The organism is Mycobacterium sp. 20KCMC460 (assembly GCF_022179425.1).
In the GTDB taxonomy this organism is placed as follows: Bacteria; Actinomycetota; Actinomycetes; order Mycobacteriales; family Mycobacteriaceae; genus Mycobacterium; species Mycobacterium kiyosense.
The window spans coordinates 2,926,980-2,947,929 of record NZ_AP025524.1 but is presented as its reverse complement, the minus strand read 5'-3'; the positions used below and the strand labels follow the sequence as shown (position 1 = coordinate 2,947,929).

The following is a 20,950-nucleotide window of genomic DNA, read 5'->3' as shown; positions in this document are numbered from 1 at the left end:
CTGATCCGGGCGAATTTGCGGCTGGCCGGGTCTAACATCAGCACCGAATGGTGTTGAGAGGACAGCGGACGATGACGAAACTCCTGGCCACCGCGGCGACGATGGCCGCTCTCGCCGGAGCGCTCTACCTCGTGCCCACCGACACGGTGGCCACCCGGACACAGTTCCTCGACTTCGCTTCGCCGCTGCCCCTCGATCCCAGCCCAGCCTTGCCCGCGGCCGCCGACCTGCTGGCGTTGCTCAACGCGCTACAGGACCCGAACGTATCGTTCGTCGACAAGAGCCACCTGGTCGAGGGCGGTATCAGTCCGGTCGAGGCGCACCTCGCCGATGCCCGGATGAAACAGGCCGTCGCACACGGCGAACTGCCGCTGACGGCCGCCGTGGCCAATATCCAGCCGGCCGGCCCCGACCAGGCTTCGGCGGATGTCACGATCTCGGGCCCGAAACTGACCCCGGTGACCCAGAAGCTGACGTTCATCAAGCAGGGCGACTGGAAGATCACCCGGGCCTCCGCGGTGTCCCTGCTCGAGGAATCGGGCGCCGCCAGAAGCTAACCGGGCGAGATCGGCAGCCCCGGGCACACCGTGCGGTAACCGATGTCGGGTGACACCCAGTCGCGCCATTGTTGCCGGCTCATGTTGGCGGTGATCTTGTCGCACAACAGCTCTGGCCACGCCGTCGGAGCAGGCCACAACCGCAGCGTCCGGTCCTGGCTGCTCGAGACCACGCGGTGACCATCGGGACTGAACGCTACGCCGGTGAGCACCTCGTCGTGCCCGGTGAGCGGGACACCGAGCGGCTCACCGGTGCCGGCAGCCCAGAACCGCAGCGTGTTGTCGGCGCTGCCGGACACGATGTACGCGCCGTCGTGGCTGTACGCGACGGAGCGCACCACCGCGGAGTGCCCGGTCAGCGGTTCGCCCACGGGCGCACCGGTGGTCGCGTCCCAGAGGCGCAGCGTGGTGTCCCAGCTGGCGCTGACGATGCGCTGCCCGTCGGGGCTGTAGGCGAGGTCGCGAACCGCCCGGGTGTGCCCGGTCAAGGGCGCGCCGACCGGCGCGCCGGTGGTCGCGTCCCACAGCCGCAGCGTGGTGTCCCAGCTTCCCGAGGCGATGCGGCGGCCGTCCGGACTGAACGCGACGCACTCGACGAAACCGGTGTGCCCGGTCAGTGGCGCGCTGATGGGCGCGCCGGTGGCGGCGTTCCACAGTCGCAGTGTCATGTCGGCGCTGCCGGAAACGATCCGCTGCCCGTCCGGACTGAACGCGACGCTGGTCACCCCGCTGGTGTGCCCCTGCAGCGGGCCGCCGATCGGGGCACCGGTCAGGGCGTCCCACAACCGCACCGTGTTGTCGCTGGCACCGGAGACGATGCGGCGCCCGTCGGGGCTGAACGCCACGCTGTTGACCTGGTTGGTGTGCCCGGTCAGCGGGGCGCCGATCGCGGCGCCGGTCACGGCGTCCCACAGCCGCACCGTGTTGTCGCCACCGCCGGAGACGATGCGGTGCCCGTCGGGGCTGAACGCCACACTTTGGACCGGCGCGGTGTGCCCGGTGAGCACCCTGCTCAGGGCCGCGTCGGGGTCCCATACCCGCAGCATGTCGTCGGCGCCGCCGGAGACGATGCGTCGCCCACCCGGCCCGAACGCGACACTGGCCACCTGGCCGGTGTGCCCAACCAGCGGTACACCGACCGGCGCGCCGGTGGTCGCGTCCCACAGCCGCAGCGTCTTGTCGGCGCTGCCGGAGACGATCCGCTGCCCGTCCGGGCTGTACGCCACGCTGGTCACCTGGTCGGTGTGGCCGGTCAGCGGCGCCCCGATCGGTGCACCGGTGCGGGCGTCCCACAGCCGCAAGGTGTTGTCCCAGCTACCGGAGACCACGCGTAGTCCGTCGGGACTGAACGCCACGCTGGACACGTCGTCGGTGTGCCCGGTCAACGGCCCGCCGACCGGCGTTCCGGTCCGCGCATCCCACAACCGCACCGTGTTGTCGGTGCTCGCCGAGACGACGCGTCCACCGTCGGAACTGAAATCCACATCGGTCACCTGACCGGTGTGTCCGGTCATCGGCGCCCCGATCGGGGAGGCGGTGGCGATATCCCAGATCCGCAGCGTCTTGTCCCAGCTGCCGGACACGATGCGCGCCCCGTCCGGGCTGAACACCACCGCCGACACCGCATCCGTGTGCCCGGTGAACGGGGCACCGATCGGGACCCCGGTTGCGGCATCCCATAGCCGCACCACGTCGTCGCGCCCGCCGGAGACGATGCGGGTTCCGTCCGGGCTGAACGCCACGCTGGACACCGGCTCGGTGTGGCCGACCAGCGGGCCACCGATCGGCGCGCCGGTTTCGGCGTCCCACAACCGCAACGCCTTGTCGCTGGCCGAGACGATGCGTCGCCCGTCCGGACTCAATGCCGTGACCCCCAACGATGCCTCGGCCAACGGGAACATCTTGACGGTGCTGCGCCGCACCGCCAGCGTGTTCAGCAAAGTCCCTACATCGGTGCCCGGCGCGATCGCCGGGGCCGCCAAGATCTGCTGGATGGCGCGCACGTCGCCACCCGGCTGAATGCCGGCGAGCATCGCCGCGCCCTGCGACGCCAACTTCACCGCGACTGCCTGATCGCGCTGGCGCAGCGCTTGCTGCCGTTGATGGACGGCCTCGCGTTGCTGCACTACCGCGAACAGCGCCGCTACCACCGCCACCACCGTCAGCACCACCAGCGCGGCGACGGCAGCCGCGCGCAGCCGGCGTGAGCGGCGGCGCTCCCGCAGATCGTCGCTGGCCAACTGGTCTTTGGGCAGACCATGGATCGGGGCGGCCAGCGCGGTGATCTTCTCCCGCAGCGCGGGTGCTTGCGCATCCCACGGCGCATCACCGCTGACGTCGACGAAGAACGGCTCCGCCGGCAGCGCTCCCGGCTCGGCAAGTACCGGCGGCGCCGCGTCCGACGACTCGGGATCGAATCGCTGGTGCACCGAGTCCCACTGCAGCCGTCCGCCGGCGAGCACCAGCAGCAACCGCTCGCGGCCGGCGCCGGTCGGTGAGTGGTCGAGCCAGTAGCTGATTTCGCGGTTGACCCAATACGATTCGGCCGCCCCCGGCGACAGCACCGCAACCAGGTAATGGGACCGGTCGAGCGCCTCGGTGATCTTGCCCCACAGATCGGGGCTGACGGTCAGGTCGGTGTCGTCGCGGAACACCCGCAGCGCACGCAGCTGGCCCACCCGCCGCCCGATCCGGTGCAGACCCTGCTGGATACCGGCGGCGGCTTGGCGATCGCGACGCGTATACGACAGAAAAGCATCGTAATCCCGTTGCACCGCTTACCTTTTCGCGGTGGGAAAGTATTTCAATACGCCCTCTTGGGCAACCGTGGCGACGACCTGACCGGAACGGTCGAAGAAATGCCCGGTGCCCAGTCCGCGGGAATCGGCGGCCACCGGCGACGACGTCGAGTACAGCACCCAGTCGTTGTAGTCGACCTGCCGGTGAAACCACACCGTGTGGTTGGCCGACGCCGCGAAGATCCGGTCGTAGCCCCAGGACAGTCCGTGGGTGGTGATCACCGAGTCCAGCACGGTGGTGTCCGATGAGTACAGCATGGTGGCCGTGTGCAGCGTCGGGTCGTCGGGCAGCCTGCCCTTGGCCTTGATCCAGACCCGGTTGTGACCCAGCCGGTCCCCCTTGTCGCGCATCACCCAGGCAGGGTCGTTGGTGTAGCGCCACTCGACCGGTTGCAGCGCGTTGACGAAATGCGGGACGGTCTCCTCATAGCCCCGCAGCAGCTCGCCGATCGTCGGCAACCCCTCCGGGTCGGGGACCTGTGGGGGTTCGACGCTGTGCTCGAGTCCGCGGCCACCGGACATGTAGGAGATCATCGCGGTGGACAGCAGCACGCCGTCCTGAACCGCATCGACGCGCCGGTTGGCGAAGCGCCGCTCGTCGCGCAACCGGACCACCTGGAATTCGATGTCCTTGGCGGTGTCGCCGCCGTTGACGAAATGCACGGACACCGCGCCGGGCGGCAGGTCGCGGGCCAGGGTGCGGGTGCTCGCCACGAAGGACTGCGCCACCAGCAGTCCACCGAAGGTCCGCATCGGGTTCTTGCTGGGGTGGGATCCGACGAACCGGTCGTCGGTGACGCGATCGAGGTCCAGAACCGCCAGCAGTTCGTCGAAGTCGGACAACCCGTCAGGCAACTAGACGTCGTCCTCGCCGATGCGGTGCACGTGGATCAAGTTGGTCGAGCCCACTGTTCCCGGCGGCGCGCCGGCGACGATGACGACCAGGTCACCGCGCTTGTAGCGGCCCAGTTCCAGCAGCGACTTGTCGACCTCGCGGATCATGCCGTCGGTCGACTTCATGTGCGGGACGATGAACGTCTCCGTTCCCCAGGTCATCGCCAGCTGGCTGCGCACCTCGGGCAAGTCAGTGAAGGCCAGTAGCGGCAGCGGGGTGTGCAGGCGGGCCAGTCGCCGCACGGTGTCACCGGATTGCGTGAACGCCACCAGCGCTTTGGCGTCCAGGCGCTCGCCGATGTCGCGGGCGGCGTAGGAGATGACGCCGCGCTTGGTGCGCGGTACGTGGGTCAGCGGCGGCGCGGCGGTCGAGTTCTGCTCGACCGCGCACACGATCCGCGACATCGTCTGGACCGCCTGCAACGGGTACTTACCCACCGAGGTCTCACCGGACAGCATCAGCGCGTCGGCGCCGTCGAGCACGGCGTTGGCGACGTCGGAGGCTTCGGCCCGGGTGGGGCGCGAATTCTCGATCATCGAGTCCAGCATCTGGGTCGCCACGATCACCGGCTTGGCGTTTTCCCGCGCCATCTGGATGGCCCGCTTCTGTACCAGGGGCACTTCTTCCAGCGGCAACTCGACGCCCAGGTCGCCGCGCGCCACCATGACGGCGTCGAAGGCCAGCACGATGGCCTCGAGGTTGTCGATGGCTTCGGGTTTCTCCAGCTTGGCGATCACCGGCACCCGGCGGCCGACCTTGTCCATCACCTCGTGGACCAGCTCGACGTCGGAGGGTGAGCGCACGAAGGACAGGGCCACCAGGTCGACGCCGAGCTTCAAGGCGAAGGTGAGATCGTCGATGTCTTTTTTCGACAGCGGGGGCGCCGACACGTTCATGCCGGGCAGCGAGATCCCCTTGTTGTTGCTGACCGGGCCGCCTTCGACGACTCTGCAGACCACATCGTCGTCCTCGACGCGCTCGACGATCAGGCCGACCTTGCCGTCGTCGACGAGCACCCGGTCGCCGGCTACGGCGTCCTTGGCCAGCCTCTTGTAGGTGGTGGAGACCCGGTCGTGGGTGCCTTCGCAGTCCGCGACGGTGATGCGGACCGTTTCGCCGTCGGCCCAATAGGTGGGACCGGAGGCGAAGCGACCCAACCGGATCTTCGGGCCTTGCAGGTCACAGAGAATGCCGACCGCCCTACCGGTGGCGTCCGAGGCTTTCCGGACCCGCTCGTAGGAGGCCTCGTGGTCGCTGTAGTCGCCGTGGCTGAAGTTCATGCGGGCGACGTCCATTCCCGCTTCGACCAACGCCTTGAGCAGATCAACCTGCTGCGTGGCGGGCCCGAGAGTGCAGACGATCTTTCCGCGTCTAGTCACGACGCCAAAGCATAGTCGCGCTCGATGTCCTAGGTGTGTCTCGTGGGTGCGACGCGCGTAACGCCGTCGCGTCGCGGGCCGGCTCTGGTCACCCGGTTCTCGCCGGTCAGTCGCTGAGAACCGTTGGGACCCAAGGGAAGCCGGGCATGTTGCGCACCACCGTCCACGCGGCGGACAAGACTAAGACGGTGACCAGAGTGGCAACCGGCAGCCACGACTTCGCGCGGTAGCGCCGTAGCAGGATCCACGCCGCCAGCAACGGGAGGGTGATCAACAGGAAAACGTTGTCGTGAACGCTTGCCGCGAAGTGCCCGTGCAGCAGGTCGTGGGTCATTCGCAGACCCCCGCAGGCCGGGCAGTTCCAGCCGGTGAGCCATTTGAAGGGGCATTGCGGGTAGAGCGAGTCCGGGTTGTGCGGGTCGGCGAACCCGATGTAGGCGAGGGCGCCGGTCAGCAGCATCGCCGATCCGGCGGCGGCGAGGCGATTCCGGGTCCGGCTGGGCTGGTCGCCGGTCTGTGCCGGCCGCGTCTCAGTCGGGGGCCACGGCTGGTCGATCACCGGTTCAGGATGCCAGATCGGAGACGACGCGCGGGACCGTCGATTGCGATTGCTCTCGGCGGGCGCATATTCAGCCGACGGACCGGGCCGCCATCGGGAGAACGCCGATCGATTTACAAATGCGATAGCGCCGGCGATATCACTTTCCGAAAAAGAGAAACGACTCCAGGCCCGGGTTCAGCCGCGCCGCCGACGGAACCTCCATCGCTTGCGGTCTTCTCCGTCGGAGTTACCGTGCGTTTCCGCTGGCGGTGGACTGGTCTGGGCGTCGTCGGCCGGCACCTCGAGGTTCTCCGGCGCGGCTTCCGCTGCTTCGGTGTTCGCCTCCGCGGGCTCGGCCTCGGGAAGTGCGGTCTGGGGAAGTGCGGTCTGGGTTTCCTCCGTCAGCGATTCGGCTTGCGGCTCTTGGGTTTCAGCGTCTTCGGCTGCTGCATCGACCGCTTCGTCAGCCGACTCGCTCTCGGACTGTTCGGTATCGGCTATTTCGGCCACCGCGTCGGCAGCCCCGGTGACCTCCGGCTCGGCGGCATCGGCTGCATCGGCTGCTTCTGCCTGTGTTGCCGACGCGGGCGGGAGGTCAGCCTCCGCCTCTGCGTGGGCCTCTGGCTCAGCCTCGGCCTCTGCGTCGGCCTCTGACTCTCGCTCAGCCTCAGCCTCAGCCTCGCCCTCTGGTTCTGGCTCTGGCGCGACCTCTGACTCGTCCTCTGACTCGGCCTCCGGCGCCGCCTCGGCTACTGCGGGCTCGACGGTCGTCTCCGGTTCGGCCTCGCCCTCCTCGACGTCGGCATCCGCCGTCGCGAACTCAGCCTCGCCCGCCTCGGTGTCGCCCTCGGCAGAACCGTCGGCAGTCTCAACCTCATTCGCGGATTCGGCCTCTGCCAACTCAGGCTCGGCTACCGCCGCCGCAGCCTCAGGCTCTGCCTCTGCCTCTACCTCTGGCTCCGCTTCTGCCTCTGCCTCTGCCTCCCCCTCGGCGACCTCTGGCTCCGCGACCGCCTCGGTTACCGGCTCGACCGCCTCGACGTCCGCCTGCTCCGACTCCGACGCGGCCGCTGCAGCCGCCGCCTTCTCCAGCACCACGGGCGTACCGGCCTCGGCCTCGTCGGTGGGCTCCTCGACGGCCTGCGCATCCGCGGCAACCGGTTCCGCGTCACCGCCACCCCCAGCACCGGCAGCAACCGCCGAACCCGCCGCGACGGCCGCAAGCTCCTCAGCCTCTTCCGACTCCTCTTCCGACTCCTCGTCGGCGAAGCGGCTGCGCAGCGTGTCCGGATCCGTGCGGTCCTTCGGCGCCAGAATCATGTACACCACGGCGCCGAGGAACACGAAAGTCGATGTGAACGTATTGATCCGGATGCCGGCGATGTGAGTGGCCGTGTCGTCGCGCAGCAACTCGACACCGAACCGTCCCACGCAGTACAGCGCCACGTAGGCCGCGAACAGCCGTCCGTGGTCGAACACGAACCGACGGTCCAGGTAAAGCAGAACAGCGAATACCAGCAGATTCCACAGCAATTCGTAAAGGAACGTCGGCTGCACGATGGCGAACACCTGGCCCGTCGACACGCCGTCGAGGGAATGCTCGCTCAGAATGCCCGACGGGTCACGACGGTAGAAGATCTCCAGACCCCACGGCATGGTGGTCTCGCGCCCGTACAACTCCTGGTTGAAGTAGTTGCCGAGCCGGCCGATCGCCTGCGCCAGCACCACCCCGGGAGCCGCCGCGTCGAGGAACGCCGGCAGCGGAACACCGTTGCGCCGACAACCGATCCAGGCGCCGACCACGCCGAGGGCAACCGCACCCCAGATGCCCAGCCCGCCATCCCAAATACGCAGCGCCGCACTGGTTCCGGCGCCGCCGGGACCCCAATACGTCCGCCAGTCCGTGGCCAGGTGATACAAGCGGCCACCGACCAGACCGAACGGCACCATCCACAGCGCGATGTCGTAGACCAAACCGCGCTCACCGCCGCGAGCCACCCACCGCCGGTCGCCGATCACCAACGCGATCAGGATCCCGGTGATGATGAAAAACGCGTACGCGCGAATCGGCAACGGCCCCAAGTGCCAGACCCCGCGCGGCGGACTCGGAAACGATGCGAGCCACACCTGCGAGGCAGCCAGAGTCATGCCGACACCCTCTGGCGCACACCGGCTGCGAGTTCCCCGGTCAGCGCGCGCAGCCGCGGCAACCCCTCACCCAACGCCGACACCAGCGCGGACCCCACGATCACACCGTCGGCATAGCTGCCGATCTGCGCAGCCTGCTGAGCAGAGCGCACCCCCAAGCCGACCCCAACGGGTATGTCCGACACCGCCTTCACCCTCCCCACCAGTTCGGGCGCGGCCTGTGACACCACATCACGCGCCCCGGTCACCCCCATCGTCGACGCCGCGTAGACGAATCCGCGCGACGCCTCGACGGTGGCCGCCAGTCGCTCGGCCGTCGACGACGGAGCCACCAGAAAGATGCGATCCAAGCCGTGCTGGTCGGAGGCCGCGAACCAGGCCTGCGCCTCGTCGGGAATCAGGTCGGGAGTGATCAGCCCCTGCCCCCCGGCCGCGGCAAGATCCCTTGCGAACGCGTCAACCCCGTAGCGCAGCACCGGATTCCAGTAGGTCATCACCACGGCGTGCCCACCGGCAGCACTGATCGCCTCGACGGCGGCCAGCGTGTCCCGAACCCGGACTCCCCCGCTGAGCGCCTGCTCGGTGGCCCGTTGGATTGTCGGGCCGTCCATCCCCGGATCCGAATAGGGCACGCCGACTTCGATGATGTCGCAACCGGATTCGACCAAAGCGATCATCGCCTGCACCGAGGACGACACGTCCGGATAGCCAGTCGGCAGATAACCGATCAGCGCCGCCCGCCCCTCGCCGTGGCACGTGTCGAACACCGGCTTCAGCCTGCTGGCCCCGCTCTGCTGCACCGTCATCACTTGTCCAGCAAGCCGAACCATTTCGCGGCCGTCTCCACGTCCTTATCGCCGCGGCCGGACAAATTCACCACAATGACGGCCCCCCTGCCCAATTCGGCACCCAGCTTCAGGGCGCCGGCCACCGCGTGCGCGGACTCGATGGCCGGGATGATGCCTTCGGAGCGGCTCAGCAGGCCGAACGCGTCCATCGCCTCGGTGTCGGTGATCGGTTCGTACTGGACGCGTCCGATGTCTTTGAGCCACGCGTGCTCGGGTCCCACCCCGGGGTAGTCCAAACCCGCTGAGATCGAGTGCGATTCGATGGTCTGGCCGTCTTCGTCCTGCAACAGATACGAGTAGGAACCCTGAAACGCCCCGGGTGAGCCGCCGGCGAACGTCGCGGCGTGCCGCCCGGTCTCGACGCCGTCGCCGGCGGCTTCGTAACCCACCAACTTCACGCCGGGGTCGTCCAGAAAAGCGTGGAAGATGCCGATCGCGTTGGACCCACCGCCGACGCAGGCCACCACCGCGTCGGGCAACCGGCCGATCTGCTGTTGGATCTGTGCCCGCGCCTCCAACCCGATGATGCGCTGGAAATCGCGCACCATGGTCGGGAACGGGTGCGGGCCGGCGGCGGTGCCGAAGCAGTAATAAGTGTTGTCGGCGTTGGTGACCCAATCCCGGAAGGCCTCGTTGATGGCGTCTTTGAGGGTCCTCGACCCGGTCTGGACGGATACCACCTCGGCGCCGAGCAAGCGCATCCGCGCCACGTTGAGCGCCTGGCGCGCGGTGTCGACCGCACCCATATAGATGACGCACTCCAGGCCAAACAGCGCGCACGCGGTGGCGGTGGCCACCCCGTGCTGGCCCGCACCGGTCTCGGCGATCACCCGGGTCTTACCCATCCGGCGGGCCAGCAGCGCCTGGCCCAGCACATTGTTGATCTTGTGAGAACCGGTGTGGTTCAAGTCTTCTCGCTTGAGGAAGATCCGCGCCGACCCGGCGTACCCGCCCAGTCGAGTCGTCTCGTACAGCGGCGACGGCCGACCTGCGTAGTTGGCTTGCAACCTGTCCAAGGTATCCAGGAAATCCTGGTCGACGCGCTCCTTTTCGTAGGCGACGGTGACCTCCTCGATCACCGCCATCAGCGCCTCGGGAACATAGCGGCCACCGTAGCTGCCGAAATGCCCACCCTGGTCAGGGTCGTGGTGGGTGCGCTCGACGACGGCGGCGCTGGTGCGCGGAAGGTCCGGGTTGGAAAGATCTGCCATCACAAGTACTCAGCGCGCGTGCGGCACATCAAGAGTTAGCGAGCCGGTTTCGGACAGGACGGATGGGTGCCGGCGGTGACCAGATCCGCGACCGCAGCGCGCGGGTCACCGCTTTTGACCAGACCCTCGCCGACCAGAACGGCGTCGGCCCCCGCGCCGGCATAGGCCAGCAGGTCACCGGTGTGGCGCACACCGGATTCGGCGATCCGGATCACCTTGCTGGGCAGCCCCGGAGCGATGCGCGCGAAGCAGTCCCGATCGACCTCCAGCGTCGCCAGATCGCGGGCGTTGACCCCGATCACGTTGGCCCCGGCTTTGAGCGCGCGGTCGGCTTCTTCTTCGGTGTGGACTTCGACGAGCGCGGTCATGCCCAATGATTCGGTGCGATCGAGCATCGACACCAGCGCCGACTGGTCCAGCGCGGCGACGATCAGCAGCAGCATGTCCGCGCCGTGCGCACGAGCCTCGTGAATCTGGTAGGGCTGCACCACAAAGTCTTTGCGCAACACCGGGATCGACACCGCGGCGCGCACCGCGTCGAGGTCGTCCAGTGAGCCCTGGAACCGTCGTTCCTCGGTGAGCACACTGATGATCCGGGCGCCGCCGTCCTCGTAGGCGCGGGCCAGTTTGGCGGGGTCGGAGATGGGCGCCAGCGCACCCTTCGACGGGCTGGCGCGCTTGACCTCGGCGATCACGCCGATGCCGGGTTCGCGCAGCGCCGCCATGACATCCAGCGGTGGCGGCGCGGCGGCTGCGGCCGCCTTGATTTCGGACAGGCTCACGCGGGCTTCGCGCGCGGCAACGTCGGCGCGGACTCCCTCGAGGATGGAGTCAAGCACGGATGCCGGACTCATGCCTGCCGTGTTCCTTTCCCGTGACCCAACGCTCGCCAGCCAGTTTCGCCGACGTGCAAGAAGGGTAGCGACCGTCGGGACAGGGTCCGTCACCGCCCCTCGGTGTCTGGTTCGGCCGACCCTTCGGTAGGGTCGCGACCCGCGTCGAGGGCATCCCAGATTGTGCGCTGGGACAGCTTGGGTTCACCCGGCCGGGCCTCGTCGCGGGCAATCGACCGGCGCGCACCGGGCGCCAGATACTTGCTGCTGCTCGAGCGCGCCGGGCCGGCGGCCGAGGCGGCGCGCATCAACAACGTCGCGGCCACCAGCGTGCACACCGCTGCCACCACCGTGATGGACGCACCGGTGTACTGGCGCCCGCTGCCCACCAGCGTCGCCACCGGAACGTGCGCAAGGTCCGCGCCACGGGCGGCCACGTCCGGCACCGCCCACAGACTGACGCCCAGATAGCCGACGGCGAAGCTCGACACCGCCAATAGCACCGCCAGCGCACGCAGCTGCCAGCCACGCACGGCCAGGACGGCGACCGCGGCGGCCAGACTCACCATCGCCAGGGGCAGCAGCGCCGTCGACCAGGACGCGCCGGACAGCGCCACGTCCTTGGGCTGGCCCAGCCCGTCGAAGGAGCGGATGGTCACCCACGTCAGCCGGGACGCCGCCCACAACGCGCCGGCGCCGGCGACCAACAGCAGTTGGGCCAGCCGCACGGTCAGCCGGTCGCGGCGCGCGGAGTCAGCCACTGCCCACGTCGGGGGTCGTCAGCGTCTGGGCGGCCGCGATCGCGTTGAGCACCGCCCGCGCCTTGTTCCTGGCCTCGTTGTACTCGTAGGGGCCGTTCGAATCGGCGACCACGCCGCCGCCGGCCTGCACATAAGCGGTGCCGTCGCGCATCAGCGCGGTACGGATCGCGATCGCGAAGTCGGCGTTGCCGGCGAAGTCCAGGTAACCCACCACGCCGCCGTAGAGCCCGCGGCGCGTCTTCTCGACCTCCTCGATCAGCTCCATGGCGCGCACCTTGGGCGCTCCCGACAGCGTGCCGGCCGGGAAACAGGCGGTCACCGCGTCCAGCGCGGTCCGGCCCTCGGCCAGCAGACCCGTCACGGTGGACACCAGGTGCATGACGTGGCTGTAGCGCTCGATGTGGCTGTAGTCCTCGACGCGCACGGTGCCCGGGGTGCAGACCCGGCCCAGATCGTTGCGGCCCAGATCGACCAGCATCAGGTGCTCGGCCAGTTCCTTGTCGTCGGCCAGCAGTTCCTTTTCCAGCAGGACGTCCTCCTCGTCGGTCTGCCCGCGCCAGCGGGTTCCGGCGATCGGATGCGTCGTGGCCCGCCCGTCCTGCACGGTCACCAACGCCTCCGGGCTCGATCCGACGATCGAAAAGTCCACTGCCCCATCACTATCGGGGATCTGCAGCAGATACATGTAAGGGCTGGGGTTGGTCACCCGCAGCATCCGGTACACGTCGATCGGGTCGACGTCGGTGTCCATCTCGAAGCGCTGCGAGGGCACCACCTGAAACGCTTCGCCGGCCGCGATCTGCTCGACCAGGTAGTCGACGATCTTGCCGTATTCCTCGACCGTGCGCTGCGCGCGATACCGCGGCTCGGGCTTGCTGAAGGTGGACACCGTCGAGGGCAGCGGCTGCCCGAGCGCCGCGGTCATCACGTCCAGTCGCGCAACCGCGTCGTCGTAGGCCCAGTCGACCCGCTCGTCGGTGCCGTTCCAGTTGACCGCGTTGGCGATCAGCGTGATGGTGCCCTCGTGGTGGTCGACCGCGGCGAGGTCGGTGGCCAGCAGCAACAGCATGTCCGGTAGCCGCAGATCGTCGGCGGCCAGTTCGGGCAGGCGCTCCAGGCGGCGCACCATGTCGTAGGCGAAGAAGCCGACCATGCCTCCCGACAGCGGCGGCAGCCCCGGGCGGGACTCCTGGGGAGCAGCGGTCGCCAGCACCGACAGCGTGGCGCGCAGCGCGTCCAGGGGGTCGCCGCCGGTGGGCGCGTCCTTGGGGGCGGCACCCAGCCACACGGCGTGCCCGTCCCGCACCGTCAGCGCGGTCGGCGCTCCGGCGCCGATGAACGACCACCGTGACCACGAACGGCCGTTCTCGGCCGATTCGAGCAGGAAGGTACCGGGCCGGTTGGCGGCGAGCTTGCGATAGGCCGAAAGCGGAGTTTCGCTGTCGGCCAAGACTTTGCGGGTGACCGGGACCACCCGGTGCTCTGCCGCCAGCACGCGGAAATCCTCCCGCGTTGTCGTGGCTGCAAGGTTGGGGTGCACCGACACATCCTCGCAGACGGCCCGCCATGAGGTGCTCACGAGCGCAACCCGGGCGTGATTTCGGCGCCGATTCTCCGCGGCATGGTCACCCTCGCGGTGGCTCGGCGCGGCTGGCGTAGCGTGACGGCCATGAAAACTGGCGACACCGTGGCCGACTTCGAGCTTCCCGACCAGACGGGCACCCCGCGCAAACTCAGCGACCTGCTCGCCGACGGTCCCGTGGTGCTGTTCTTCTACCCGGCGGCCATGACCCCGGGCTGCACGAAGGAGGCCTGCCACTTCCGCGACCTGGCCGCCGAGTTCGCCGCCGTGGGCGCCAACCGGGTCGGTATCAGCACCGACGCGGTGCACAAGCAGGCGCAGTTCGCCGACGCCCAGAAGTTCGACTACCCGCTGCTGTCGGACGCCGACGGCGCGGTGGCCACCCAGTTCGGCGTCAAGCGCGGCCTGCTGGGCAAGCTGATGCCGGTCAAGCGCACCACGTTCGTCATCGACCAAGACCGCAAAGTGCTCGACGTGATCGCCAGCGAGTTCAGCATGGACACCCACGCCGACAAAGCGCTGCAGACACTGCGCAACCGCTGACCCGCAGGGGCCGCTACGGGCTCATCGCCAGGAAGAAGCACGCCGCCAGCAGCACCAGATGCACCTCGCCCTGCAGTCGGGTCGCCCTACCGGGCACCACGGTCAGGGTGCTGACCACGACCGTCAGCGCCAGCAACACCAGTTGGGTGGCGCCCAGCCCCAGGATCAGCGGCCCGCGAATCCAGATCGAGGCCAGCGCGATGGTGGGGATGGTGAGCCCGATGCTGGCCATCGCCGACCCGTAGGCCAGGTTGAGGCCGATCTGCATGCGGCCCCGCTGTGCCGCGCGCACCGCGGCGAGCGTCTCGGGCAGCAGCACCAGCGTCGCGATCACCACCCCGACGAAGGAATGCGGGAAGCCGGCGGCGGCCACCATGCGTTCGATGATCGGGGACTCCACTTTCGCCAGACCCACCACCGCCACCAGCGCCACCAGCAGCAAACCGAGGCTGATCAGCGTCTCGGAGTTGCTGGGCGGGTCGGCGTGACTGTCGTCGTCGGGATCGTCGGCGCCCTGCTGTTCGACCGGCAGGAAGAAGTCGCGGTGCCGCACCGTCTGGGTGAAGACGAACATCAGGTACAGGGCCAGGGAAGCGACGGCGGCGAACACCAGCTGGCCCGGGGAGAACTGCGGACCGGGGTGGCTGGTGGTGAACGTGGGCAGCACCAAGACCCAGCGTCGCCAGCGTCGCGATGGTGGCCAGCGCCGAGCCGCTGCCCTCGGCGTTGAAGTGCGTCACCCCGTAACGACGGGACCCGACCAGCAATGCCAAACCGGCGATCCCGTTGGTGGTGATCATGACCGCGGAGAACACCGTGTCGCGGGCCAGGGTGGCGGCCTTGTCGCCGCCGGAGGTCATCAGGGTGACGATCAGCGCGACCTCGATGACGGTCACCGCGACGGCGAGCACCAGCGAGCCCAGCGGCTCCCCGACCCGGTGCGCGACCACCTCGGCGTGATGGACGGCGGCCAGCACGGCGCCGGCCAGCAACACCGCTTCGATCCCCCCGACCAGAGGCCCGATGTCCTCACCCCAGGTGAACACCAGCGAAACGACCGCTATCACCGGGGCCAGCAGATTCCAGGACACTCGTGTCAGCACCGTCGACCCTTTCCTCGCCGTCGTCATCAAACCGGTTGCCGCACAGCAGGATTGTGCCACGGCACGCAGCCGGCGGGTGGGCAACCACCTGGACGCCCAGCGTTCACGTGCGAGAAACCAATTTCCCAATCACATTCAGCCAGAACTGATTTCGCTCTACGGCTACATCCAGAATGGTGGATCGCAGCCGGCCAGGCGGACCCCGCCGGCGAAACTCTCAGCTTTGCAAGTGTAGCAGCGCGGTTAGCTGGCCCGCCCGAGCGCCGACCAGCGACCACCGCCAGTAGCATGCTCACATGCCGACAAGCGAGAGCCAGGACGACGGCTTGCGGGCTGGCGAACTGTTCGCCGGTTACACCATCATCCGGCGCTTGGGTGTCGGCGGCATGGGCGAGGTCTACCTGGCCCAGCACCCGCGGCTACCGCGGCGCGACGCGCTGAAGATTCTGCCCGCCGAACTCACCGTCAATCAGGAGTACCGCCAGCGCTTCAACCGCGAAGCCGAACTGGCCGGCGCCCTCTACCACGAGCACATCGTCGGCATCCACGACCGCGGCGAGTACCACGGGCAGCTGTGGCTGTCGATGGACTACGTGGAAGGAACCGACGCCGCCAGATTGATCCAGGACCATTACCCGTCCGGAATGCCGCTGCCCGACGTCGTGCAGATCGTCGCCGCGGTCGCCGACGCGCTGGACTACGCGCACTCCCGTGGCCTGCTGCACCGCGATGTCAAACCGGCCAACATCCTGTTGGGTGACGCCGGCCCGCGACGACGCATCGTGCTGGCCGATTTCGGCGTCGCCCGCGAGCTCGACCAGACCAGCGGACTGACCGCCACCAACATGACGATGGGCACCACCGCCTACTGCGCGCCCGAGCAGCTGCTGGGCTCGGCCCTCGACGGACGGGTCGACCAGTACGCGCTCGCGTGTACCACCTATCAGCTACTGACCGGGGTGGCGCCTTTCGACCACTCCAGCCCCGCGGCGATCGTCACCCAGCACCTGTCCGCACCGCCGCCGTTGCTCAGCGGACGGCGGCCCGACCTGGCCCACCTCGACACGGTCATGGCCCGGGCGCTGGCCAAGGACCCGTCTGCGCGGTTCGCCTCGTGTACGGAATTCGCGGCCGCCTTGGCCGCCCCGCCCGGACTGGTCGCGGGCCCGCCGTTGGTTCCCCCATTGGCCCTGGCCGGGCCGACTCAGGTCATCCCGGCGCCACCGCCGGCGCCCCGTGGCGGGCACGCGACATTGATCGCGACCCTGGCGGCCATCGCGCTGGTGGGCGTTGCGGTGATTCTCGGGGTCGTGGTGATGAGCACCAGGACCGAGAACCGGGCCGCCTCGAGTCAGCCGAGCAGCTCCACCTCGCGGTCTGCCGAACCGCCCAGCAGCAGTGCCACGCCCGCGTCACCACCCCAGCCACGGTTGACCGCCCACCTCACCGATGACGCGCGCGTACTCAAACCCGCCGAGCACGACGCGGTCGAAGCGGCCCTCGACAAACTCCTCCAGCGACGCGGCATCCGGCTCTGGGTGGTGTACATCAAGAACTTCGGCCGGCTCGACCCGGCCCGGTGGGCCGACCGCGAAATCGCCGACAACGGGCTCGGCGACAACGACGCCCTACTCGGAATCGCCACCGACAGCCGCACCTTCATCTTCCAGGTGGCCACCGCGATCACCGCGAACCGGCCCATCGACGTCGAAGAAATCGGCCACGAACACATCGCCCCGGCAGTCGCGAAACGCGAGTGGGTCAAGGCCGCCCTAGCCGCCACCAACGGCCTGGACGTGGATTAGTCACGCTGAGCTTCGGCGTCGTCGAGCAGCACCGCGGCGTCGAAGCAGCTGTGGTCGCCGGTGTGGCAGGCGCCGCCGACCTGGTCGACGCTCAACAGCACGGTGTCGCCGTCGCAATCCAGGCGCACCGAGTGCACGTGCTGGGTGTGCCCGGACGTCGCACCCTTGATCCACTGCTCGCCGCGGGACCGCGAAAAATACGTGGCTTCACGCGTTTCCAGCGTTCGGGCCAGCGCGTCGTCGTCCATCCAGGCCACCATCAACACGTCGCCGGTGCCGTGCTCCTGCACCACGGCGGCGATCAACCCGTCGGCGTTGCGCTTCAGCCGCGCCGCGATGCGCGGGTCCAGGCTCATCGCACCGTGATCCCCTCGGCCGCCATCGCGGCCTTCACCTGCCCGATGGTCAGCTCCCGGAAGTGAAAGACGCTGGCCGCCAACACCGCATCGGCACCGGAGTCGACCGCGGGCGCGAAGTGTTCGACGGCTCCCGCCCCGCCGCTGGCGATCACCGGCACCGTCACCGCCGCGCGCACCGCCCGCAGCATCGGCAGGTCGAAGCCGGCCTTGGTGCCGTCGGCGTCCATCGAATTGAGCAGGATCTCCCCCACCCCCAACTCGGCGCCGCGCGCCGCCCACTGGACCGCGTCGATGCCGGTGCCGCGCCGGCCGCCGTGGGTGGTGACCTCCCAGCCCGACGGCGTCGGTTCCGAACCGGCCGGGACCGTGCGCGCGTCGACCGACAGCACGATGCACTGCGAGCCGAATTGCCGTGCCATCTCGGCCAACAGGTCCGGGCGTGCGATCGCGGCGGTGTTCACCGAGACTTTGTCGGCGCCCGCGCGCAGCAGCACGTCGACGTCGGCCACCGTGCGCACCCCGCCGCCCACCGTCAGCGGGATGAAAACCTGCTCCGCGGTGCGGCGCACCACGTCGAGCATGGTGGCGCGACCCGAGGCGGAGGCGGTGACATCCAGGAAGGTCAGTTCGTCGGCGCCCTCGGCGTCGTAGGCAGCGGCGAGTTCGACGGGATCGCCTGCATCCCTGAGGTTTTCGAAGTTAACCCCCTTGACGACGCGACCGGCGTCCACGTCCAGGCACGGGATCACCCGCACCGCAAGATCATTGGCGTCGTGCAACATCAGAAGTCCTCCGGCTGGCCGGTGCTGCGCAGGATGTCGAGCATCTCCGCGTGTATGCCGGGCGCGGCGGCCAGCGCCGACCGCGACGCCGGGGTCCACGGCCGGCCGGCCAGGTCGGTGACGATGCCGCCCGCGGCCCGCACCAAGGCGACACCGGCGGCGTGATCCCACACGTGACTACCGAAACTGATTGCCCCACCGAGTATTCCGTCGGCGACATAGGCGAGGTCGAGGCCGGTGGAGCCGTGCATCCGCAACCGCGACGACATCCGGCTCAGGTTCTCCAGCACCGCCAGACGGTACTGGCCGGGAAAGCGGCCACGCGAGTCCGCGCTGAACGATCCCGCCGCCACCAGCGCATCGGACAACTCGGCGCGCACCAGATTGGGTTGCGGCACACCGTTTTTCAGCAGCGGACCGCCGGTGATCGCGGTGTAGCGCTGGTTGGTGAACGGTAGCCAGGTCAGCCCGGCCACCGGTTCGCCGTCGCGCAGCAGCCCCAGCAGGATCCCGGCCAGCGGCGAGCCGGCGGCATAGTTGAAGGTGCCGTCGATCGGGTCCAGTACCCACACCCACGGCGAGTCGACGTCGGCGCCACCGAACTCCTCGCCGTGCACCTCGATTCCGGTGGCCGCCACCAGGGCGTCGACGACCTGCCGCTCGATCGCCAGATCCACCTCGGTGGCGAAGTCGTTGCCTTTCTTGGCGACCGCCGAATCGGCCCGGTGGCCCGCCAGGAACGGCTCGACCGCGTCGTCGAGGACCGCCGCCGCCCGTTCGACCAGCGAGTCCAGCGAGAAATTTCGCTCCATCGCGCAGCTGTTCCCTATTCCCGCACCGCGGCCAGCGCCTGCGGCAAGGTGAAGCGCCCGGCGTAGAGCGCCTTGCCCACGATGGCGCCCTCGACGCCACGATCGGTCAGTGTCGCGATGGCGCGCAGGTCGTCCAGACTGGACACCCCGCCGGAGGCGATCACCGGCGCCTCGGTGCGCTCGGCGACCGCCGCCAGCAGCTCGAGGTTGGGACCGCCCAGCGTGCCGTCCTTGGTGACGTCGGTGACGACGTAACGCGAGCACCCTTCGCCGTTGAGCCGGTCCAGCACCTGCCACAGGTCCCCGCCGTCGGTCTCCCAGCCGCGTCCGCGCAGCCGGTGTCGGCCGTCGACGATCTGGACGTCCAGGCCCACTGCGACCTTCTCGCCGTGCTCGGCGATCGCGCGGGCACACCACTGCGGGTTCTCCAGCGCCGCGGTGCCCAGGTTGACCCGGGCGCAGCCGGTGGCCAGCGCGGCGGCCAGCGAATCGTCGTCGCGGATGCCGCCGGACAGCTCCACCTGTACGTCCAGCTTGCCCACCACGTCGGCGAGCAGTTCGCGGTTGGATCCGCGCCCGAACGCGGCGTCCAGGTCGACCAGGTGGATCCAGTCGGTGCCGTCGCGCTGCCAACCCAGGGCGGCATCCAGCGCCGAACCGTATTCGGTCTCACTACCGGCCTTGCCCTGCACCAGGCGCACGGCCCGTCCCTCGACCACATCGACCGCGGGCAACAGAATCAGCGACATGGCTACAGGCCCTCGACCCAGTTGTGCAGCACGGCCGCTCCGGCGTCCCCGCTCTTCTCCGGGTGGAACTGGGTCGCCGACAGCGGCCCGTCCTCGACGGCCGCCAGAAACGGCACCTGGTGTGTCGCCCACGTCAACATCGCCTCGGCTGAACCTTCCCACCGCTGCGCGGCGTAGGAGTGTACGAAATAGAACCGGGTGTCGGCGCTGAGCCCGTTGAACAGCACGCTGCCCGGCGCAGCCTGCACCACGTTCCAGCCCATGTGCGGGATCACCGGGGCGTCCAGCCGGGTCACCGCGCCGGGCCACTGACCGCAACCCGTTGTCTGGACCCCGAATTCGACGCCGCGGGCGAACAGGATCTGCATGCCCACGCACACGCCCAGCACCGGCGCGCCGGCGGCCACCCGCTGGGCGATGATACGTTCGCCGTCGATTTTGCGCAGGCCGGTCATGCACGCCTCGAAGGCGCCCACACCGGGCACCACCAGGCCGTCGGCGGCCAAAGCCTGCTCCGCGTCGGCGGTCACCTCGACCGCGGCACCGACCCGCTCCAGCGCTCGTTGAGCCGAGCGCAGATTTCCGGAGCCGTAGTCCAGCACTACGACAGATTTACTTGTCACAAAACACCTTTGGTGGACGGCACACCCGAAACCTTGGGGTCGAACTCGACGGCGTGGCGCAGTGCACGGGCCACCGCCTTGTATTCCGCCTCGGTGATGTGGTGCGGGTCGCGGCCGTAGAGCACCCGGACGTGCAGCGCGATGCGGGCGTTCATCGCCAGCGATTCGAACACATGCCGGTTGATCACGGTGTGGTAGGGCACCGAGTTACCGGCAATCGTGAAGTGCTGCAAGTGATCCGGCTCACCGGTGTGCACGCAGTAGGGGCGACCCGATACGTCGACGGCGGCGTGCGCCAGCGTCTCGTCCATCGGAATGAAGGCGTCGCCGAAGCGCCGGATCCCCTTCTTGTCGCCCAGCGCCTTGCCCAGCGCCTGGCCCAGCGCGATCGCGGTGTCCTCGACGGTGTGGTGCGCCTCGATCTCGACATCGCCCTTGGTGCGCACCGTCAGGTCGAAGCTGGCGTGACTGCCCAGCGCGGTCAGCATGTGGTCGAAGTACGGGACGCCGGTGTCGATGTGGACCTGACCGGCGCCGTCGAGGTCGAGTTCGATGATGATGTCGGATTCTTTGGTGCGACGCTCGATGCGCGCGCGCCTGGGCTCAGGGCTGGTCACGGAA

20 protein-coding genes and 1 pseudogene are annotated in these 20,950 nt (G+C 68.9%); 4 read left to right on the top strand and 17 right to left on the bottom strand.

The window, feature by feature from the left end:
- Nucleotides 1–71 precede the first annotated feature (71 nt).
- A complete protein-coding gene (locus tag MKCMC460_RS13770; RefSeq protein ID WP_236975351.1) occupies nt 72–557 on the top strand; it encodes a hypothetical protein in 486 nt (161 codons plus the stop codon).
- On the opposite strand, the gene MKCMC460_RS13765 is transcribed toward MKCMC460_RS13770, so the two are convergent.
- The 10 genes from MKCMC460_RS13765 to MKCMC460_RS13720 all read right to left on the bottom strand — a co-directional run bounded on the left by MKCMC460_RS13765 (nt 554) and on the right by MKCMC460_RS13720 (nt 13,511).
- Nucleotides 554–3,331, bottom strand: coding sequence for a TIR domain-containing protein (locus MKCMC460_RS13765; protein ID WP_236975353.1), 2,778 nt, complete (start codon nt 3,329–3,331; stop codon nt 554–556). The genes MKCMC460_RS13770 and MKCMC460_RS13765 overlap by 4 nt on opposite strands.
- A 3-nt stretch (nt 3,332–3,334) precedes the next feature.
- Complete coding sequence (locus MKCMC460_RS13760; RefSeq protein ID WP_238305874.1) at nt 3,335–4,210, bottom strand: acyl-CoA thioesterase II; 876 nt, start codon at nt 4,208–4,210, stop codon at nt 3,335–3,337.
- Nucleotides 4,211–5,629, bottom strand: coding sequence for a pyruvate kinase (gene pyk / locus MKCMC460_RS13755; protein WP_236975358.1), 1,419 nt, complete (start codon nt 5,627–5,629; stop codon nt 4,211–4,213).
- 106 nt (nt 5,630–5,735) lie between these two features.
- Nucleotides 5,736–6,089 carry a DUF2752 domain-containing protein gene (locus MKCMC460_RS13750; protein ID WP_236984176.1) on the bottom strand — a complete coding sequence of 118 codons (354 nt, stop codon included), beginning with the start codon at nt 6,087–6,089 and terminating at the stop codon, nt 5,736–5,738.
- A 276-nt stretch (nt 6,090–6,365) separates the two neighbouring features.
- Nucleotides 6,366–8,318, bottom strand: coding sequence for a prolipoprotein diacylglyceryl transferase (gene lgt / locus MKCMC460_RS13745; protein WP_238305873.1), 1,953 nt, complete (start codon nt 8,316–8,318; stop codon nt 6,366–6,368).
- Complete coding sequence (gene trpA / locus MKCMC460_RS13740) at nt 8,315–9,127, bottom strand: tryptophan synthase subunit alpha (RefSeq protein WP_236975360.1); 813 nt, start codon at nt 9,125–9,127, stop codon at nt 8,315–8,317. The genes lgt and trpA overlap by 4 nt, the downstream gene beginning before the upstream one ends.
- Nucleotides 9,124–10,377 (bottom strand): tryptophan synthase subunit beta, encoded by a 1,254-nt coding sequence (gene trpB, locus MKCMC460_RS13735; RefSeq protein WP_236975362.1) that lies wholly within the window; start codon nt 10,375–10,377, stop codon nt 9,124–9,126. Before trpB ends, trpA begins: the two co-directional genes overlap by 4 nt.
- A 35-nt stretch (nt 10,378–10,412) precedes the next feature.
- A complete protein-coding gene (gene trpC / locus MKCMC460_RS13730; protein ID WP_238305872.1) occupies nt 10,413–11,231 on the bottom strand; it encodes an indole-3-glycerol phosphate synthase TrpC in 819 nt (272 codons plus the stop codon).
- 89 nt (nt 11,232–11,320) lie between these two features.
- Entirely contained in the window at nt 11,321–11,971 is a 651-nt protein-coding gene (locus MKCMC460_RS13725; RefSeq protein WP_236975364.1) for a TIGR02234 family membrane protein, read from the bottom strand.
- Nucleotides 11,964–13,511 (bottom strand): anthranilate synthase component I, encoded by a 1,548-nt coding sequence (locus tag MKCMC460_RS13720; RefSeq protein ID WP_236984179.1) that lies wholly within the window; start codon nt 13,509–13,511, stop codon nt 11,964–11,966. Before MKCMC460_RS13720 ends, MKCMC460_RS13725 begins: the two co-directional genes overlap by 8 nt.
- A 129-nt stretch (nt 13,512–13,640) precedes the next feature.
- Here MKCMC460_RS13720 and MKCMC460_RS13715 point away from each other — a divergent pair, with 129 nt between their 5' ends.
- A complete protein-coding gene (locus MKCMC460_RS13715) occupies nt 13,641–14,096 on the top strand; it encodes a peroxiredoxin (RefSeq protein WP_236975366.1) in 456 nt (151 codons plus the stop codon).
- 13 nt (nt 14,097–14,109) lie between these two features.
- On the opposite strand, the pseudogene MKCMC460_RS13710 reads toward MKCMC460_RS13715, so the two are convergent.
- Nucleotides 14,110–15,199, bottom strand: a pseudogene (locus MKCMC460_RS13710) (calcium:proton antiporter).
- On the opposite strand from MKCMC460_RS13710, the gene MKCMC460_RS13705 reads away from it, so the two are divergent.
- Both MKCMC460_RS13705 and MKCMC460_RS13700 read left to right on the top strand, forming a co-directional pair.
- Nucleotides 15,135–15,434, top strand: a complete 300-nt coding sequence (locus tag MKCMC460_RS13705) for a hypothetical protein (RefSeq protein ID WP_238306066.1) — start codon at nt 15,135–15,137, stop codon at nt 15,432–15,434. The pseudogene MKCMC460_RS13710 and the gene MKCMC460_RS13705 overlap by 65 nt on opposite strands.
- 61 nt (nt 15,435–15,495) lie before the next feature.
- Nucleotides 15,496–17,004, top strand: a complete 1,509-nt coding sequence (locus tag MKCMC460_RS13700) for a serine/threonine-protein kinase (protein WP_236975382.1) — start codon at nt 15,496–15,498, stop codon at nt 17,002–17,004.
- Here MKCMC460_RS13700 and hisI read toward each other — a convergent pair.
- Genes hisI through hisB form a run of 6 tightly spaced genes read right to left on the bottom strand, consistent with a single transcriptional unit; the run spans nt 17,001 to nt 20,946 of the window.
- Nucleotides 17,001–17,360: a phosphoribosyl-AMP cyclohydrolase gene (hisI, locus tag MKCMC460_RS13695; protein WP_236975390.1), complete on the bottom strand. Its 360-nt coding sequence runs from the start codon at nt 17,358–17,360 to the stop codon at nt 17,001–17,003. The two genes, MKCMC460_RS13700 and hisI, sit on opposite strands and share 4 nt — an antisense overlap.
- On the bottom strand, nt 17,357–18,145 hold the full coding sequence (gene hisF, locus MKCMC460_RS13690; protein ID WP_238305871.1) for an imidazole glycerol phosphate synthase subunit HisF: 789 nt from the start codon (nt 18,143–18,145) through the stop codon (nt 17,357–17,359). The genes hisI and hisF overlap by 4 nt, the downstream gene beginning before the upstream one ends.
- Nucleotides 18,145–18,957 (bottom strand): inositol monophosphatase, encoded by an 813-nt coding sequence (locus tag MKCMC460_RS13685; RefSeq protein ID WP_236975400.1) that lies wholly within the window; start codon nt 18,955–18,957, stop codon nt 18,145–18,147. The genes hisF and MKCMC460_RS13685 overlap by 1 nt, the downstream gene beginning before the upstream one ends.
- 14 nt (nt 18,958–18,971) lie before the next feature.
- Complete coding sequence (gene priA, locus MKCMC460_RS13680; RefSeq protein WP_236975402.1) at nt 18,972–19,706, bottom strand: bifunctional 1-(5-phosphoribosyl)-5-((5-phosphoribosylamino)methylideneamino)imidazole-4-carboxamide isomerase/phosphoribosylanthranilate isomerase PriA; 735 nt, start codon at nt 19,704–19,706, stop codon at nt 18,972–18,974.
- Between the two features lie 2 nt (nt 19,707–19,708).
- A complete protein-coding gene (gene hisH, locus MKCMC460_RS13675; protein ID WP_236975404.1) occupies nt 19,709–20,329 on the bottom strand; it encodes an imidazole glycerol phosphate synthase subunit HisH in 621 nt (206 codons plus the stop codon).
- Nucleotides 20,326–20,946: an imidazoleglycerol-phosphate dehydratase HisB gene (gene hisB / locus MKCMC460_RS13670; RefSeq protein ID WP_236975406.1), complete on the bottom strand. Its 621-nt coding sequence runs from the start codon at nt 20,944–20,946 to the stop codon at nt 20,326–20,328. The genes hisH and hisB overlap by 4 nt, the downstream gene beginning before the upstream one ends.
- Between the last annotated feature and the right edge of the window lie 4 nt (nt 20,947–20,950).